Genomic DNA, 16,979 nt, shown 5'->3' with positions numbered 1-16,979 from the left:
CTCCGCCACCGGACGGGTTCGGGGCTCCCGCGCGGGACGGGCAGAACGCGGCGGCACCTCCCCCCGGCGGGGGAGTAGCGGATCCGCCCCCAGGCGGGTGACTGCGCCTGCGACCTGGACCTACGATGGCTTGCCCGGTGCACCCTGATGGCCCCGGTGCATCCTGATGACCAACGCCAGGGCGCCGGAAGCCTTTAGACGGAGCGATGATGAACCGCACGGCGCTGCCTTCCGAGACGCTGGTCCGCGGTGTGCCGGGCAGGTTCCGCGGGCCCTTCGCCCGATGGCCGCGGAGCGCGGACGCCGTCCTCGCGGTCGCCATGCTCCTGGCCGCGGTGTTCGTGGAGGACGCACCCGGCGACGCGCTCGGCGTCCGCCCGATCACCGAGGTGCCCGTCCCGTTCCTGCTGCTGTACGCCGTGGCCGCCGGGGCGCTCTACCGGCGTCGCCGCGAACCTCTCGCGATGCTGGCCGTGGCACTCGTCGCCTGGGGCCCGACGCTGGGGAGCAGCTACTCCACGGGGGGCGGGTTCGTGATCGTGGCGCTGTACAGCGCCGGGCGATACGCCGCGGACACCCGGCGCAGCCGCATCGGTACCGGCGCGGGCATCGCCGCGGCCGCCGCCGGGCTCGTGATCGAGGGCCTGCTGGACTCCTCCCCCTGGGGGGACGTCGGCTTCGGTGCCGTGGTCATGTTCGTGGCCTGGTACATCGGTCGGCGTCTGCGGCTGCGTGCACAGCGCCGCGCCCGACTTCGCGAGGAGCAGGCCGCCGAGGCGCGTCGGATCGTCGCCGAGGAGCGCAACCACATCGCCCGCGAACTGCACGACGTGGTCGCCCACCGGGTGAGCATGATGACGGTGCAGGCGGGCGCGGCCCGGATGGTGGCCGCCGAGGATCCCCAGGAGGCCCTCGAAGCGATGGCGGCGGTGGAGCAAGCCGGGCGTCAGGCGCTGGACGAACTGCGTCACCTGCTGGGAGTTCTGCGGCCGGACGCCGACCGCGACGGGCTCGGCCCTCAGCCCCGGCTGGCCGACCTTCACCAACTCGTCGAGCAGGTCCGCGAAGCGGGTCTGGACGTCTCGGTCACCGGCGGTGTCCCCGCTGCTCTCCCGGCCCGCGTGGAGCTGTCGGCGTACCGCATCGTCCAGGAGGCACTGACCAACGTGCTCAAACACAGCGGACCGCGGACCCGCACCGAGGTGCGCCTGAGCTGCGACAGCAGCGGCCTCACCATCGAGGTGCTCGACGACGGTCGTGGAGCCGCCGTCCAGTCTGTTTCGGCCGGCGCCCACGGCGGTGTGCCCGGCCATGGGATCGTCGGCATGCGGGAGCGGGCGCTCCTCCTCGGTGGCAGCCTCGATGCGGGGCCGCGCCCCGGCGGCGGGTTCCGGCTGGCCGCCCATCTGCCCACTGGAGGAGAACCCGCATGAGCATCGGTGTCGTCGTCGTGGACGACCAGGCGCTGGTCCGCCGGGGCTTCGTCATGATTCTGCGAGTCCATGACGACATCAAGGTGATGGCCGAGGCGGGTACCGGACTTGAGGCCGTCGAAGCGGCACGCACGCATCGTCCGGACGTGATCCTCATGGACATCCGCATGCCCGGCATGGACGGCATCGAGGCCACCTCCCGGATCCTGCGGGAGGCGGACTGGGACGTGCGGGTGCTGATCCTGACCACGTTCGATCCGGACGAGTACGTCTACAAGGCGCTGCGCGCCGGTGCCAGCGGCTTCGTACTCAAGGACATTCCCCCCGAGCAACTCGCCACCGCCGTACGCACCGTGGCCGAGGGCGGATCGCTGCTGGCACCGTCGATCACCCGGCGCCTCATCGACCAGTTCGCGGAGCGACGTGTCGTCAGCACCACCGTGGCGGGTCGCCTAGAGCGACTCACCGACCGCGAACGCGAGATCGTGGGCGCCGTCGCGCGGGGCGCGAGCAACTCGGAGATCGCCGCCCAGCTCTTCATCGGGCCCGCCACCGTCAAATCGCACGTGTCGAGCATCCTCACCAAACTCGGTTTGCGTGACCGCATCCAGATCGTGATCTTCGCCTACGAGAGCGGACTCGTCGAAGCGGGCGACCACGACATCGGTCACTGAGAACAACCGTTTTGCGGCTTCCCCGCCCCCCCCACGGACCTGTCCTCGCGTCCCGCGGGCAAGCCCCTCATCCCGCTGCTGCCCGATGACCTCGGAAGGACTTCGGGCTCCGCCCGCTCAGCGAGGGTGGCGGGTGGGCTCCGTGGCCCCTTGGGACTGGGTGGCGGCCCAGCTGGCGAGGAGCCTGAGCCGGTCTTCGTCGGCGGTGCCCGGTTCGGCGGTGTAGAAGGTCAGTTCGTGCACTGCCCGGTTGGACACGGGCAGGTCCAGAGCGCGGAAGGTCAGCTCCAGGGGGCCGACCTCGGGGTGCTGCAGCCGCTTGATGCCCTCGTGGCGGATGCGGACGTCGTGCTTGGCCCACCTGGCGCGGAACTCGGGGCTGAGCGTGGACAGTTCGCCGATGAGCTCGCGCAGGACCCGGTCGTGGGGCTCGCGCGCGGCTTCGGCGCGCAGCAGCGCGACGGTGGCGTTCGCGCCGTGGTCCCAGTCGACGAAGAAGTGCTGGGAGCCGGGGTCGAGGAAGAAATAGCGGGGGAAGCTGGCGCGGCCCTGCTCGTCGGTGGTGTCGCTGTCGAGCATCGGCGCGTACAGGGCGCGGCACAACGAGTTGCACGCGACGATGTCCCCTCGGCCGCTGCGTACGAAGGCGGCGGACATCGTCACGGAGTCGAGCATCCACTGGACCGCGGGCGGAACCTCGACGTCCTTGCGGCGCGGTGGCCTGCTGCGGGCGGGCCGGGCCGCCCTGGCCAGGTCGAACAGGTAGGTGCGCTCGTCCTCGTCCAGCTGCAGTGCCTGGGCGACCGCGTCGAGCACGTCCTCGGACACGCCGCCGATGTGGCCCTTCTCCAGGCGCGTGTACCACTCGGTGCTCACACCGGCGAGAACGGCGACCTCCTCGCGCCGCAGCCCCGGGACCCGGCGCCGGCCGCTGGTTGGCAGCCCGACCTGCTCCGGGGTGATCTTGGCGCGCCGGCTGGCGAGGAAGTCCCGGATGTCGGCGCGATTGTCGGCGCGGTCGCCGGCGCGGTGGTCCATGTCCTCCACGGTAGCCACGTATCGCCGCAGAGGGAGGTTGAGCTTATACCCCCCATAAACGCGACCTTCTCCGTGCGCGACGAAGCCGGTTTCGTGGGGTCGGAAGCGCGATCACGACCCCTTCTGGAGATGGAAATTGAGCACGCGAGCAGGTGTCCTCCACGCGTCCGGCGACGTGCGTGTCGAAGACCGCGGGCGTCCGCCCAGCCGGCTCCCGCTCGTCGTGTATGTGCTGGCGCTGGGCACGTTCCTGATGGGTACGACCGAGTTCGTCGTGGCGGGGCTGCTGCCGGAGATGGCCGGCGAACTGCAGGTGAGCGTGGCCCGGGCAGGGCTGTTGATCACGGTGTTCGCGGTCGGGATGATCGTCGGCGCGCCGGTCATGGCGATGCTGACGCTGCGGCTGCCTCGCCGGCTGACGCTGGTGCTCGCCCTGGGAGTCTTCGCCGCCGGACATGTCCTCGTCGCACTCGGCTCCAGTTTCGCGCTCCTGCTGGCGGCCCGGTTCCTGACGGCGCTTGCGACCGGAGCGTTCTGGGCGGTGGCCAATGTGGTGGCCGCCCGTATCGCCGGGCCTGCCGCGAGCTCCCGGGCTCTGGGCGTGGTGGGCTCGGGTGCCATGCTCGCCAATGTCGTCGGTGTGCCGCTCGGTGCGTTCGCCGGGCAGCTTGCCGGCTGGCGGGGACCGTTCTGGGCACTCGCGGTGCTCGGCGCGGCCGCCATGGGCCTCATCGCCCGCCATGTGCCCCATGACGGCCCCGACCACCGGGCGGTGTCCATCCGCTCCGAGCTGTCCGCCCTGCGCTCCGGGCGCCTCTGGCTGGCGCTGGCGGCCTGCGCCACCACGACCGGCGGCGTGCTGTCGACGTACACCTACATCTCGCCGCTGCTGACCGACCGGGCGGGTCTCGCCGCCGGCCTCGTACCGCTGGTGCTCGTCGGCTTCGGCGCCGGCGCCCTGGCGGGCTTCCTTGTCGGGGGCCGGCTCGGAGACCGTCGCCCGCATGCGACGACCATCATGGCGGCCGCGGCGACCACGGTCGTCCTGCTGGCGATCTGCCTGTTGTCCGGCTTCGCCGCACCCACGGTGGTACTGGTCGCCCTGCTGGGGCTCTTCGGGCTCGGCGCCAACCCCGTGCTGATCTCCCTGGCCGTCCGCTTCTCGGGCCAGGCGCCCACCCTGGGGTCCGCGCTGACCGTCTCGGCGTTCAACTTCGGCACCGCGGCCGGTTCCTGGGGCGCCGGACTCGCCCTCGACTCCACCCTCGGGGCCACAGGTCCCGCCGTGGTCGGCACCGCCATCGGCGCACTGACGCTCATCCCCACCATCGCCATCGCCGTCACCCAGCGCCGCCGCTTCGCAACTGCCGCCATCCAGGGCATCGAGGCCGGCGCCGCGCCGTGGCCGCGTGAACCCGATCGCAGCCACAGCCAGGCTCACTGGCCGCCGACAGGCGTCAACCCGAAACACCAGACATGCGCGAAGTAAGCACCACCCGATCGGAGAACAACTCATGCGCGCAACCCTCATGTACGGAGCAGGCGACGTCCGGGTCGAGGACGTACCGGATTCCGTCATCAAGCAGCCCACCGACGCGCTGGTCCGCGTCACCGCCTCCTGCATCTGCGGCAGCGACCTGTGGCCGTACGGCTCGATGGCCCCGGCAGACGGTCCCGCACGGATGGGACACGAGTTCATCGGCATCGTCGAGGCCACTGGCTCCGAGGTGACCACCGTCAAGACGGGCGACCTGGTCGTCTCCCCGTTCGCCTTCTCCGACGGCACCTGCGCCTTCTGCCACGAGGGCCTGTACACCTCCTGCGAACACGGCACCTTCTGGGACATGGAGCCCTACGAGGGCGGCCAGGCCGAAGCGGTGCGCGTCCCCCTCGCCGACGGCACCCTCGTCAAGCTCCCGGTCGCCGCCGACTCGGCCCTCATGCCGTCCCTGCTGACGCTCTCGGACGTCTTCGGCACCGGCTACCACGCCGCCGTGGCGGGCGGCGTCAACGAACGCACCAGCGTCACCGTGATCGGCGACGGCGCCGTCGGCCTGCTGGCGGTGCTGTCCGCCAAGCGTCTCGGCGCCGAGCAGATCATCCTCATCGGCCGCCACAAGGTGCGCACCGACCTCGGCCGTGAGTTCGGCGCCACCGACATCGTCTCCGGCCGCGGCGAAGAAGGCATCGCCGCGGTCCGCGAACTGACCGGCGGGCACGGCACGCACGCGGTCCTGGAGGCCGTCGGCAACATGCCCGCCTACGAGCAGGCGGTCGGCGTCGTCCGCCCGGGCGGTGTCATCAGCCGCGTCGGCGTCCCGCAGTACGAGGATGCACCGATCGGCTTCGGGAGCCTCTTCGCCCACAACATCCGCCTTGCCGGCGGACCGGCACCGGTCCGGGCCTACATCGAGGAGCTGATGCCCGACATCCTCAACGGCACCCTCGAGCCCGGGAAGGTCTTCGACGCAACCACCGACCTCGACGGCGTCCCGGCCGGCTACCAGGACATGGCCGAGCGCACCAGCCTCAAGGTCCTCATCAAGCCCTGACCTCGGCGCACCACCGAGGAGGGGCCCGGCCCCTCCTCGCGCGCAACAACCACTTGTGGTCCGCAGCGCAACTCTCCCTGACGCGAAGGCGTACGTATGTCTACTGAACTCCCTGAATCCGCTGTCCCACCCCCCACCGGAGCCGACGAGTCCTCTTCGGCGCCCAGTCGGCGCACCTTCATCGCCACCAGTACTGCGGTCGGCGGTGTTGTCGTTGCGGGCGGCGTCTTCGCAGGGACGGTTCTCGCCGACCCGGAGGAAGCGTCCGCCGCAGAGAAGCCGCCCTCCAGCCGCGTCTCCCTGACGGTCAACGGCACCCGCCGGACCGTGACGGTCGACAATCGCACGTCGCTACTGGATCTGCTGCGCGAGCACTTCGAACTGACGGGTTCCAAGAAGGGCTGCAACGCCGGGGCCTGCGGTGCGTGCACCGTGCTGATCGACGGGCAGCGGCACAACGCCTGCCTGACGCTCGCGGTACGTCTTGAGGACGCCGAGGTCACCACCGTCGAGGGGCTGGCCGATGGCGACCAACTCCACCCGCTCCAGCAGGCGTTCATCGACCAGGACGCCTTCCAGTGCGGCTACTGCACACCGGGCCAGATCGTCTCCGGTGTCGGCTGCATCAAGGAGGGTCATACCAACTCGCCGGAGGAGATTCGCGAGTGGATGAGCGGCAACATCTGCCGCTGCGGCTGCTACGTGAAGATCGTGCGCGCGGTCGAGCAGACCGCGGGCCGGAAGTAAGGAGCGGCCCCATGCATCCCTTCACCTACACCCGCGTCTCCGACACGCGAGAGGCTCTCAACGCCGGTCGTGGAGGCGGGCGTTACATCGCCGGGGGCACCACCCTGGTCGACCTGATGCGGGAGACCGTCGAGCAGCCGGAGACATTGGTCGACATCAGCGGCCTGCCGCTGCGCGAGATCACGGTCGCCGAACACGGGGCCTTGCGGATCGGTGCGCTGGTGCGGATGGCCGAGGCCGCCGCCCACCCGAAGGTGCGCGTGCTGTATCCCGTCATCTCCGAGGCGCTGGAGCTGAGTGCGTCGGCTCAGCTGCGGAACATGGCGACCATCGGTGGCAACATCATGCAGCGCACCCGGTGTACGTACTTCCGGGACGTGACCGCCGACTGCAACAAGCGCGAGCCCGGCTCCGGTTGTGCCGCGCTGCACGGCTTCAACCGCAGCCACGCCATCCTCGGCACCTCCGACCACTGCGTTTCCACCCACCCCTCGGATGTCGCCGTGGCTTTCGCCGCCCTGGAGGCGCGGGTGCATCTGCTGGGCCCGGACGGGGAGCGCCAAGTGCCCTTCGCCGACTTCCTGTTGCGACCGGGCAGCACTCCGGATCGTGAACAGGCGCTGCGGCGGGGCGAGTTGATAACTGCGGTGGAGATCCCGGCTCTTCCGCGTCCGCTGAAGTCCGGCTATCTGAAGGTGCGTGACCGGCAGTCGTACGAGTTCGCCCTGACCTCGGCGGCCGTCGCGCTGCACGTCCGCGGCGGGGTGATTCGCGAGGCGAGGATCGCCGCCGGGGGAGTGGGCACCGTGCCGTGGAAGCTGCCCGAGGTCGAACAACAGCTGATCGGTGAGCGTCCCTCGGAGTCCTTGTGGGCGTCCGCCGCCGCGAAAGCGGCGGACGGGGCCCGTGCCCTTCAGCACAACCGGTTCAAGGTCGAGCTGCTGAAACGGACCGTCGAACGCCAGCTGCGCATCGTAGGAGGTACCAAGTGAGCCCCCAGCCGCAGGCAGCCGTGGGCGCGCCACTGTCCCGGGTGGACGGCCGGCTGAAGGTCACCGGCCAGGCGCAGTACGCCGCCGAGTTCGACGTCGAGGGGGCCGTGCACGCCGTCGTCGTCGACAGCAGCATCGGCCGGGGCCGTATCACCGGCATCGACACCGGCGCCGCCGAAGCCCAGCCGGGCGTCCTGACGGTGATCCACCACCGCAACGCGCCGAAGCTGCCCTACCGCGACAACTCCGGGTCCAACAACCCACCCGGGCGACGGCTGCGGGTCTTCCAGGACGACCGGGTGCTCTTCCACGGCCAGCCCGTCGCCGTCGTGGTGGCCACCACCCTGGAGGCCGCACAGCATGGCGCGAGCCTGGTCAAGGTCCGCTATGACGCCGAACAGCCCTCGACCGACCTGCACGAGGCCAAGCCGGACAAGCCGACGAACTACGCGCGCGGCGATGCGGAAGCCGGCCTGCGCTCCGCGGCCGTACGCCTGGACCTGACATACCAACTGGCGCGCAACCATCACAACCCGATGGAGCCGCACGCCACCATCGCCCGCTGGGACGGCAACAAGCTCACCGTGTGGGACAAGACCCAGTGGGTGATGGGCACACACGACGAGCTCGCCGCCGTGTTCGACCTGCCCGCGGGGTCGGTGCGCGTCATCAACCCGTTCGTCGGGGGCGGCTTCGGCAGCGGGCTGCGCTGCTGGCCGCACACGGTCGTCGCCGCGCTGGCGGCGCGGGTGACGGGCCGTCCGGTGAAGCTGGTGTTGAGCCGTCGGCAGATGTACCTCGGCACCGGCTTCCGGCCGTCGTACGAGTACCGCGTCCGGCTGGGCAGTGATCGGCGCGGCCGGCTGTCCGCCGCGATCCACGACATCGACGCCGAGACCTCCTCGTACGAGACGTTCACCGAGGCCGTCATGGGCGCGGGACAGATGACCTACAGCATGCCCAACGTCAGCCAGGCGTACCGGACGGTGCCGCTGGACGTGAACACCCCGATCTGGATGCGCGGCCCCGGCTTCGCCTCGGCGTCGTTCGCGATCGAGTCGGCCATGGACGAGCTCGCGGACCGGCTCGGCATCGACCCGATCGAGCTGCGCCGGCGCAACGAGCCGAGCGAGGACGAGTCGAACAACCTGCCGTTCTCCACCCGTCGGCTGCGCGAGTGCTACACCGTGGGTGCCCGCGAGTTCGGCTGGCAGCGGCGCTCGTCCAGGCCGCGGTCGCGGCGCGAGGGCGACTTGCTGATCGGTATGGGCATGGCCACCGGCGTCTATGACTGCGGGCGTTTTCCCGCGGAGGCCAGGGCCCGCCTGGACGCCGACGGCACCGCGGTGGTGGAGGCGGCCACCAGTGACATGGGGCCGGGCACCTACACCTCGCAGACCCAGGTGGCCGCGGACGCGCTCGGGCTGACCATGCGTACGGTCACCTTCCGGCTCGGCGACTCGCTGTATCCGCCGACGTCGCCACACGGTGGCTCGGCGACCATGGCCAGTGTCGGCTCGGCCGTCGTCGACGCCTGCAACCAGGTGCGGCAGCAGGCGATCAAGCTGGCCGTGGAGGACCGCGAGTCGCCGCTGCACGGCGTGGACGCCGCCGACGTGGTGGTCCGCGGCGGCCGACTGCATGTGCAGGGCAATCCGGCGCGCGGTGAGAGCTACCGGAGCCTGCTGGCCCGCAACGACCGTACCCATCTGGAAGCGCGCGGTCAGTATGCCGGGGCGCCCAGTCCCGCGCGGCGCTCCTACTTCGCCTACAACGCGACCTTCGCCGAGATCGCCGTGGACGCGACCCTGGGCCTGGTGCGGGTACGGCGGATGCTCGGGGTGTACGACGCGGGCCGGATCATCAGCCCGAAGCTGGCCGAGAGCCAGGCGTTCGGCGGCATCGTGGGCGGCATCGGCACCGCCCTGCTGGAACACACCGTCACCGACCACCGCGACGGCCGGATCGTCAACGCCAACCTGGCTGACTACCTCGTCGCCGTGAACGCCGATGTCCCCGAGGTCAGGGCGATCTATCTGGACGGCGAGGACAACGACGGCAACCTTCTGGGCGTGAAGGGGCTCGGTGAGGTCGTGCAGGTGGGTGTGGCGGCCGCGATCGGCAACGCGGTCTTCAACGCCACCGGGCGGCGGGTCCGTGAACTGCCCATCACGGCCGAGGCGTTGGTCTGACCCCAGCACGTCGGCACGTCCATTGACCGGTCCGGCGGCAGGTCCCCTGTCCGGTCGCCGGACCTCCCCAGGGTCGCCGCCGCCCATGCACTCCCCGACGGCGCGGCGGCGGCCCGTCCCACGCCCCCACGGCGAACCACGGAGACAGCCCCATGCTGAACATCGCGGACACACTGCACCGCTGGTGCCGCGAGGCACGCCCCTTCGCCCTGGCCACCGTCGTCGGCGTCACCGGCAGCGCACCGTTGCCGGTCGGTACGTCGGTGGCGGTGGACGAGGACGGCAACGCCGTCGGCAGCATCTCCGGCGGTTGTGTCGAGGGAGCCGTCTACGAGTTGTGCCGACAGGTCCTCCAGGACGGCGGCGCTCCCCAGCGGGCCTGGTTCGGTTACTCCGACGACGACGCCTTCGCCGTCGGCCTGACCTGCGGCGGCGAACTCGACGTCCTCGTACAGCGCGTCGACCCCGCGACCGACCCCCATCTCGGCGTCGCCCTGGACGACATCGTTCAGGGCAGGCCCACCGCCATGGCGCAGGTGGTCGACGGCCCTCACCACCTGCTGGGCCGCACGGTGTGTGTCCTTGCCGACGGCACCGCCTCCTACGGAACCCTGGACGGAGGGCTGAGGGACCGTGCGGTGACCGCACAGGCGGGCGCCCTGCTCCGCTCGGGACGTACCGCCCGCGTCGAGCTGGGCGGAGACGGCGACACCTGCCCGGACCGGCTGTCCGTCCTCGTCCATGTCGCGGCGTCCCGCCCCCGCATGCTGATCTTCGGCGCCGTCGACTTCGCCGCCGCGCTCAGCCGGGCCGGGGCGTTCCTGGGCTACCGGGTCACCGTGTGCGACGCACGTCCCGTCTTCGCCACCGCTGCTCGCTTCCCGCACGCGGACGAGGTGGTGGTCGACTGGCCCCACCGCTACCTGGAGCGCACGAGTGTGGACGAGCGCACCGCCGTATGCGTCCTCACCCACGACGCCAAGTTCGACATCCCCCTGCTGCGCATGGCACTCAACCTGCCCGTCGGCTACATCGGCGCGATGGGATCCCGGCGCACCCACGACGAGCGCCTGCGTCTCCTGCGCGAGGAGGGCGTCACGGAAGACCAGTTGGCGCGGCTGAGTTCCCCGATCGGCCTCGACCTCGGAGCCCGCACGCCCGAGGAGACGGCCGTCTCCATCACCGCGGAGATCATCGCCCAGGCCAACCTGGGCACGGGCCGGCCCTTGACCCGGATCACCGGCCCGATCCACCGGCCACCCCGGCAGAGGCAGTCGGCTCCTGCCGCCGGCGCGGTTCTCGCGGATGCCCGTCTGCAGTAGTTCGGTGGCTGTGTCGAGGCTGTCGGAGGTCAGTCCCTCGCCGTCGCGCATGCGGAGCAGAGCTGCTCGCGGGACGTGGCGGACTTGAGGACGCCGGAGGCCGCGGCGGGCACACCCTGCACGAGCCACAGGAACACGTTCACCGGAGCAGAACCCTTCTCCAGGATCGCGCCGCGGCACTGGCACGCCGCGACGCGATCAGGGTTCGACGAGGATGCCGGTGCGGTGTCAGCGAGGGAAACCCTCGGCACTGAGGCGGAAGACGAGTTCGGCCTCGTCTCGCTTGGTGGTGTGGAGCTCCCAGTAGAGGGGGGTGATCTGCTCGGGCTGGGCTGCCTCGACGCCGGGGATGACAGAGACGCCGATCGACGAGTCGATGCCGACGTGGGCGGCCTGGACACCGGTGTCCGCGTCGGCCAGCTCCTTGTGCAGGTTCATCACCCAGTTGCGCAGCGCCGCGGCGGCGGCGTTCACGTTGGCGACCCGCGGGTCGGGCCAGATCGAGCCGGCGCCGGTGGTGTAGAGCAGGGTGCCCGCGCCGGCCTCGCGCATCGCGGGCAGCACCGCCTTCGTGGCGGCGATGGCGCCGTACAGCTGGAAGTTCATCTCGAACTCCACATCGGACGGTTCGGTCGCGGCCGGAGCAGTCAGCGTGGTGACGCCGAACGTCCCCACCGGGGAGTACTCCAGGACATCGATGCGGCCGAACTTGGCGGCGGCGTCCTTGAGCGCCTGGGTGAGCCCGGCGCGGTCGAGCACGTCCGCCGGGAACGCGGCGGCGGTGATGCCCTCGGCGGTGAGCTTGCCGACGAGGTCGTCGAGCTTGTCGCGGTTGCGGGAGATCAGGGCGACGTCGAATCCCTGGGAGCCGAAGGTACGGGCGATGGCCAGGCCCATTTGGGGGCCGGCTCCGACGATGGCGATGCTGGTCACAGCGATCCTTTCGTAAAACTTGGCTGGGGAATTGGGTGGCGTTGGGCGATGGCGGGAGCGACCTTGCCGACGGTGTCGGCATCGAGCGCCTTGGCGGCTTGGTCCATGCGATCGCTCAATTTGGATAGGGCTATCCATTTTTTGATTCGGATAGCCCGCTCCGGTTCGCTGTGACCACAGTACCACCGAAAATGGATAGGGCAATCCGATTGCTAGGGTGGCCCGCATGAACCCTGGCGCCCAGCCCTCCGACGACGCAGCCGTCCAGCCTCTGCGCAGTGACGCCGAGCGCAACCGCGAGCGGATCATCGCCGCCGGGCGCACAGTGTTCAGGCGCGATGGCCTGAACGCCTCCATGGCCTCCGTGGCCCGCGGGGCAGGAGTCGGGATCGCCACCATCCTCCGCCACTTCCCCGCGAAGGATGAACTGGTCGCCGCCGTCTTCACCGACCGCATGGACGCCTACGCCGACGCGGTCGCCGTCGCTCTCGAGGACCCCGACCCCTGGCAGGGATTCGCCGCGTTCATCGAAACCGCCTGCGCGATGCAGGCCGCCGACCACGGCTTCGCCGACGTGCTGACCACGACCTTCCCCAGTGCCAAGGCCCTGGAACAGCGCCGGAACGAGGCGTGCGAGGCCGTGGTACAGCTCATCGACCGCGCCAAGGCGACCGGGCGGCTGCGCGAGGACTTCGCCCCCTCGGATCTGGTGCTGCTGCACATGGCCAACGCCGGCGTCGTCGGCGCCACAGGCGAGGCGGCTCCCGACGCCTGGCGACGCGTCGTCGCCCTGCTGATCCAGTCCTTCGAGGCCCCCGCCCGCGGCCCCCTGCCCGCCCCACCCGAACACGCCGCCCTCTACAAGGCCATGCACCGCGCCGGCCCGGCCGGCATTCCCGCACCGGAGCCGAGGAAGAGCACCTGACCTTGAGGGCCTTGTCAAAGCTCTTCTCGGTGAGGTGCTCGATCAAGCTCCTACCGACCTCGCCGACAGTGCTGACCTGGCCACCCCCGGCGGTGGCAAGCAGATGCGCTGGTACAGGATGAACCTCGTGCCCACCATGGTTGTTGAGATTCACGTGCCCCTGCGACCAACACCGAACCTGCCGGACGGCGCGTACGCGTATCCCTGGATCGAGGCGGTCGAGGACTTCCTCGCCGACCTCGAAGACCAGGGCGAGGCAGAGGTCTTCGATGACGGCGAGGAGGACGCGGACGCCTATGTCTTCTTCGTCACCGGAGCCGGTGAAGAGGATCTTTTGGCGGTGGCGTCCCGCGTGGCCACGCTGCCAGGAGTCCCGGCGGGGACGTTTGCGGTCATCAGCCACGCTGGGGCCGAGGAGTTCGGGCTGGGGCGACGGGTAGCGCTTCCGCTGCCCACGGCCTGACGTCGAGGACGCGCCTGTGCCACCTGCCAGGGTTCAGGCGAACCGGGGTGCGCCACCGCGCGAGTGACGAAGTGAAGCTCCTGGCGGACGTGAAGGTTGCCCGGAGTCATGGGCCGGCCTCGTAGCGGGCGGCAGCGGCGGGTGACCTGGGCTTCTTGGGGGCGCCCGCATGCCGTCGGGGGCACCGCCCGGCCGGGGCGGCGTTTTGGTGAGGTGGTGGCGGGAGTGTGGAGGGCCTCAAGGCGCGATGGTTTTGAGGAGGCCGGCGCGTGTGGGTCCCGGTGGTGCGTTCTGTTCGACGTCGGGGAGGAGGCGGGTGACGGCGTCGGTGAGGGCCGGGGTGTGCAGGAGGTCGTGGGCGTCGGGCAGGAGGTGGGCGGCGGCGCGTTCGGCACGGAGTGCGTCGGCGTTGTGCCGGGCGAGGGCGGCGAGTGCTTTGGCGCGGGTCCATTCCGGGTTCCGGTAGGGGATTCCGGCAGCGTGTGCATCCATTTCGGCGATGCGGTGGCGGGTGTAGGCGCTGGTCTGCCGGTACACCGGTCCGAGGTCGTCCCTGGTCGCCCTGGCGAACTGGGTCACGAGATCGACGGCGTGGGCGGTGCCTGTCTTCCGGAGGACATCGCGCAGCACCAGGCTGTGCTGCAGGCTCATCGCGAGCCCGCGCCCCACGGCCGGGGTGGTGAAGGCCCAGGCGTCCCCGACGGCCACCAGCCCGGTGACAGAGGGATGTTCCGTGTCGTACAGGGTTCTCTTTCGGTCCGTGAGGCCGGCCATGATCTGGATGCCGTCGGTGATGGGTTCCCCGTCGAGCCAGACGTCCGCGCCGGGGAACAGGCGCACGGCGGCGGACCAGGCGCGTTCGTCCCGCAGCGCGTGGCGCACTTCCTGGTCGTCGCTGCGGCCGATGAGGCAGAGCGAGTACGTGCCGTGGTCCGCCGGGATACGCAGGAGACCGAGCGATCCGTGCTCCGCCACCAGGGGGAACTTGTCCGTGGGCAGAGCGCCGTCGGCGGAGCGGAAGTACCGGCTGTAGTAGGTGAAGCCGCGGCGGCCGGATTCCTCGATCGGATCCGGCACGCCGACGGCCCGCAGCCAGGACGGGAGTTGAGAGCGGCGCCCGGTGCAGTCGACCACCAGATCGGCCGGCAGCGTGCCCGTGCTGGTCTCCACGCCGGTGACCTGAGGCACGCGACTGCCGGGCCCGGCGCCGCACGGGATCCGCACGCTGCGTGGGCTGTGCAGGCCCCGGCAGGTGATGCCCCGTCTGATGCGGATGCCGGCCGCCTCGGCGACGCGCGTCGCAGCGGACTCGAGCAGGGAACGCCGGGCGGCGAGGGTGTCGAAGCGCTCGTCCACGGGCAGGAGCGGGCCGCGCAGGGCCGGCTCGGGCGCCAGCACATTCATCCGGACCGCCCCTGACGCCGTCATCTCCCGCACCAGGCCCGGGAGATGGGCCTCGGCCAGTTGGTGCCACCGTGCGAGCGGCAGGTGGGTGAGGCGTAACTGGGGGATGCCGGGGCGTCGCCAATGCGACCAGGCGGATTCGGTGTCCGGCGGCGCGGGGTGCGGGTCGCGTTCCAGGACGGTCACGTCGTGGCCGTCCTGGGCGAGGAGCAGCGCGGTCTGCAGCCCGCCGAGCGCGGCGCCGAGTACCAGAATCCTCGCCATGATCAGTTCTATTCCTCCAGCGGTGGCGTCCCCGGTCCCGATCCCCGGCGCGCACCTCGCCCCACCGGTGTTCCGGTGACCTGACCCCGCGCCGGGAGCCGACGGTAGAAGTATCGCGGCCACCGGCCGCTGGCCAACGGGAAGTCCGGCCCGACTCGTGGACAGTCAACGGGCATCCGCCCGGCTGCTGCGCCACTCACTGGTCAGGTGCGGGGATGTGTCTCGTACATGCGTACCGCCACCAGCAGGCCGGAGGCGGCGGTGAGGGCGGCGATGGCCCAGATGGCGGTGGTCAGGCTGTAGGCGTCGGCGAGGGCCCCGGCGAGGAGGGCACCGACGGCGAAGCCGCCGTCGCGCCACAGCCGGTAGACGCCGACGGCGCGGGCACGCCAGGCGGGATGGGCTACGTCGCCGATGACGGCGAGGAGGGTGGGGTAGACCAGAGCAGTGCCGATGCCCAGGAGCACTTGAGCGGTGGCCCAGACGCCGAAGCTGGTGCCGGCGGCCACAAGGGCGATGGCGGTGGCCTGGAGCAGCATGCCCGCGGTGATGAGGTGCTTGCGGCCGCTGTGGTCGGACCACCAGCCGGTGAGCATCTGACCGGCGCCCCAGACAGCCGGATAGAGGGCGGCGAGAATCCCGATCTGGGCGATGGACATGCCATGGACGGCGAAGAGGAGGGGGAAGATGCCCCAGGCGAGGGCGTCGTTGAGGTTGTTGACCATGCCGGCCTGGCTTGCGGCGGACAGGGCCTTGTCGCTCAGGCTGGTGCGCCGGGCGATCTGCCCGGTGGTCAGCTCCGCATCATGCTCGTCGCCTGCGGGGCCGACGTGGCGGGCGGCCTCGAGGCGGGCGTGGTCGCGGGTCTCACCGCCGGGGTCGCACCTGCCCGCTGCCGCGAGAGTCTGACAATGGCCGCTGACTGTGGATCTCGTGTTTCAGAAGGTGTACGCACTCGGTGGGGCGTTCACATCGCCTCGGTCCCGTACCGCTGCCGGCTGGTTGGGTCCCTAGTAGTGACCTTCAGACCGGGCTTCATCGGTCCGGGACAGGGCGTTGTTGCGACAGGTGTCCGGCCGGGGTGCTCAGCGGGCGGTGTCTTCCGTCTGCTGCTTGGCCTGAGCGGGCTGCGCGTCGGCCGCGGCGGAGTAGAAGACGGATGAGCCCTGCTTGGTGCGGTGAGCGTGGCTCTTGGCTACCAGCCCTTCGAGGGTGGTGCGCACGACGGTGGTCTTGATGTTGCGGTCGGGGTGGGCTTCCGCGAGCGCGGAGGTGATTTCCGCGGCGGAGCGGGGCTCGCTCTCCTGCTTCAGGTGGCCTCGGAGCAGGTCGACGAGGGTCGGCTTGGCAGCGGTCTTGGCTCCCTTCGCGGACGGGGCCTTGGCGGCGGTCTTCTCGGATGCTGCCTTCTTCGCCTTGCCCTGCTTGGGCTCAGCGGAGGTCTGCTGGGGCACGGACGGCGCAGCCGTGGTGACGGATGGTGCGGCAGGCTCTGCTCCTGCTTCGCCGGCACCGCCGAGAGCCTGCTGCATGTTCACCAGCACGGTGTGGTCGTGCTGCAGGGCCTGCAACTGCTGCTGCAGCGCCTCCACCTCCGCGTTGATACGGTCCATCTCCTTGGCGTTGCGCTCGAGGTCGCCCGTCACCTGGGCGACGTACTGCGACGTAAGTTCTGTAGTGCGAATCTGGCCTTCAGGCATGGCACTGGCCTTCCTTCAGTTCGCGACCATGGAGGCAAAGGGGGAAGCGCCATGTTCGCGAATGGATGTGGGCATTGTGTCCCGTCCGAGATGACGGGATCACCTGCAGGCTGCAAGGGCTGCGGCCTGCGGCCGCCTAGAGATAGTACGCACGAGTGGAACCGGATGTTCCTGCCGCGTGACACTTCACTCTCTCCTTGAGGGTGAGGAGGTCGACGCGGCGGCTCACCAGGGGCACTGTCCCGGCCACACCACTGTGCTGCCGGTCATGGCCGGCGCAGACAGGTGCCAGGGGCTGTTCACGTGTACTGGGTGGTGGTGGGTGCTTGATCCCGGAGTC

General features: G+C 70.6%; 15 protein-coding genes. 10 read left to right on the top strand and 5 right to left on the bottom strand.

Annotated features, from left to right (window positions below; genetic code table 11):
• The first annotated feature begins 206 nt into the window (after positions 1-206).
• Positions 207-1,433, top strand: a complete 1,227-nt coding sequence (locus GAS53_RS04625) for a sensor histidine kinase (protein ID WP_225858722.1) — start codon at positions 207-209, stop codon at positions 1,431-1,433.
• Positions 1,430-2,107 carry a response regulator transcription factor gene (locus tag GAS53_RS04620; RefSeq protein ID WP_151476115.1) on the top strand — a complete coding sequence of 226 codons (678 nt, stop codon included), beginning with the start codon at positions 1,430-1,432 and terminating at the stop codon, positions 2,105-2,107. Before GAS53_RS04625 ends, GAS53_RS04620 begins: the two co-directional genes overlap by 4 nt.
• Before the next feature lie 117 nt (positions 2,108-2,224).
• Here the strand turns inward: GAS53_RS04620 and GAS53_RS04615 are convergent, their stop codons facing one another.
• Positions 2,225-3,145: a helix-turn-helix transcriptional regulator gene (locus tag GAS53_RS04615; RefSeq protein WP_151476114.1), complete on the bottom strand. Its 921-nt coding sequence runs from the start codon at positions 3,143-3,145 to the stop codon at positions 2,225-2,227.
• A gap of 136 nt (positions 3,146-3,281) precedes the next feature.
• On the opposite strand from GAS53_RS04615, the gene GAS53_RS04610 reads away from it, so the two are divergent.
• From GAS53_RS04610 to GAS53_RS04585, 6 genes are all read left to right on the top strand, one after another.
• On the top strand, positions 3,282-4,634 hold the full coding sequence (locus GAS53_RS04610; RefSeq protein ID WP_225858721.1) for an MFS transporter: 1,353 nt from the start codon (positions 3,282-3,284) through the stop codon (positions 4,632-4,634).
• A 25-nt stretch (positions 4,635-4,659) separates the two neighbouring features.
• Positions 4,660-5,697, top strand: a complete 1,038-nt coding sequence (locus tag GAS53_RS04605) for a zinc-dependent alcohol dehydrogenase family protein (RefSeq protein WP_151476113.1) — start codon at positions 4,660-4,662, stop codon at positions 5,695-5,697.
• A gap of 96 nt (positions 5,698-5,793) precedes the next feature.
• Positions 5,794-6,444, top strand: a complete 651-nt coding sequence (locus tag GAS53_RS04600) for a (2Fe-2S)-binding protein (protein ID WP_151476112.1) — start codon at positions 5,794-5,796, stop codon at positions 6,442-6,444.
• A gap of 11 nt (positions 6,445-6,455) precedes the next feature.
• Positions 6,456-7,436 (top strand): FAD binding domain-containing protein, encoded by a 981-nt coding sequence (locus GAS53_RS04595; RefSeq protein WP_151476111.1) that lies wholly within the window; start codon positions 6,456-6,458, stop codon positions 7,434-7,436.
• Positions 7,433-9,628 (top strand): xanthine dehydrogenase family protein molybdopterin-binding subunit, encoded by a 2,196-nt coding sequence (locus tag GAS53_RS04590; RefSeq protein WP_151476110.1) that lies wholly within the window; start codon positions 7,433-7,435, stop codon positions 9,626-9,628. The genes GAS53_RS04595 and GAS53_RS04590 overlap by 4 nt, the downstream gene beginning before the upstream one ends.
• A 152-nt stretch (positions 9,629-9,780) precedes the next feature.
• Complete coding sequence (locus GAS53_RS04585; protein WP_151476109.1) at positions 9,781-10,950, top strand: XdhC family protein; 1,170 nt, start codon at positions 9,781-9,783, stop codon at positions 10,948-10,950.
• A gap of 228 nt (positions 10,951-11,178) precedes the next feature.
• Here GAS53_RS04585 and GAS53_RS04580 read toward each other — a convergent pair whose 3' ends face one another.
• The gene (locus tag GAS53_RS04580; RefSeq protein ID WP_151476108.1) at positions 11,179-11,883 is read right to left on the bottom strand and encodes an SDR family NAD(P)-dependent oxidoreductase; all 705 of its coding nucleotides are present in this window, start codon (positions 11,881-11,883) and stop codon (positions 11,179-11,181) included.
• A gap of 226 nt (positions 11,884-12,109) precedes the next feature.
• Between GAS53_RS04580 and GAS53_RS04575 the strand changes: the two genes are divergently transcribed.
• The gene (locus GAS53_RS04575) at positions 12,110-12,808 is read left to right on the top strand and encodes a TetR/AcrR family transcriptional regulator (RefSeq protein WP_151476107.1); all 699 of its coding nucleotides are present in this window, start codon (positions 12,110-12,112) and stop codon (positions 12,806-12,808) included.
• Positions 12,809-12,842: 34 nt separating this feature from the next.
• Positions 12,843-13,271 (top strand): hypothetical protein, encoded by a 429-nt coding sequence (locus tag GAS53_RS04570; protein ID WP_225858720.1) that lies wholly within the window; start codon positions 12,843-12,845, stop codon positions 13,269-13,271.
• Between the two features lie 237 nt (positions 13,272-13,508).
• On the opposite strand, the gene GAS53_RS04565 is transcribed toward GAS53_RS04570, so the two are convergent.
• From GAS53_RS04565 to GAS53_RS04555, 3 genes are all read right to left on the bottom strand, one after another.
• Complete coding sequence (locus tag GAS53_RS04565) at positions 13,509-14,939, bottom strand: FAD-dependent oxidoreductase (protein WP_151476106.1); 1,431 nt, start codon at positions 14,937-14,939, stop codon at positions 13,509-13,511.
• A 203-nt stretch (positions 14,940-15,142) separates the two neighbouring features.
• The gene (locus GAS53_RS04560; RefSeq protein ID WP_225858718.1) at positions 15,143-15,664 is read right to left on the bottom strand and encodes an MFS transporter; all 522 of its coding nucleotides are present in this window, start codon (positions 15,662-15,664) and stop codon (positions 15,143-15,145) included.
• Positions 15,665-16,024: 360 nt separating this feature from the next.
• Positions 16,025-16,639 (bottom strand): BlaI/MecI/CopY family transcriptional regulator, encoded by a 615-nt coding sequence (locus GAS53_RS04555; protein WP_151476105.1) that lies wholly within the window; start codon positions 16,637-16,639, stop codon positions 16,025-16,027.
• Positions 16,640-16,979: the final 340 nt, after the last annotated feature.

The sequence above is a fragment of the Streptomyces albicerus genome (assembly GCF_008905045.1).
Taxonomy (GTDB): domain Bacteria; phylum Actinomycetota; class Actinomycetes; order Streptomycetales; family Streptomycetaceae; genus Streptomyces; species Streptomyces albicerus.
Note: the sequence above shows the minus strand (reverse complement) of the source record. Positions and strands in the feature narration are given on the sequence as shown.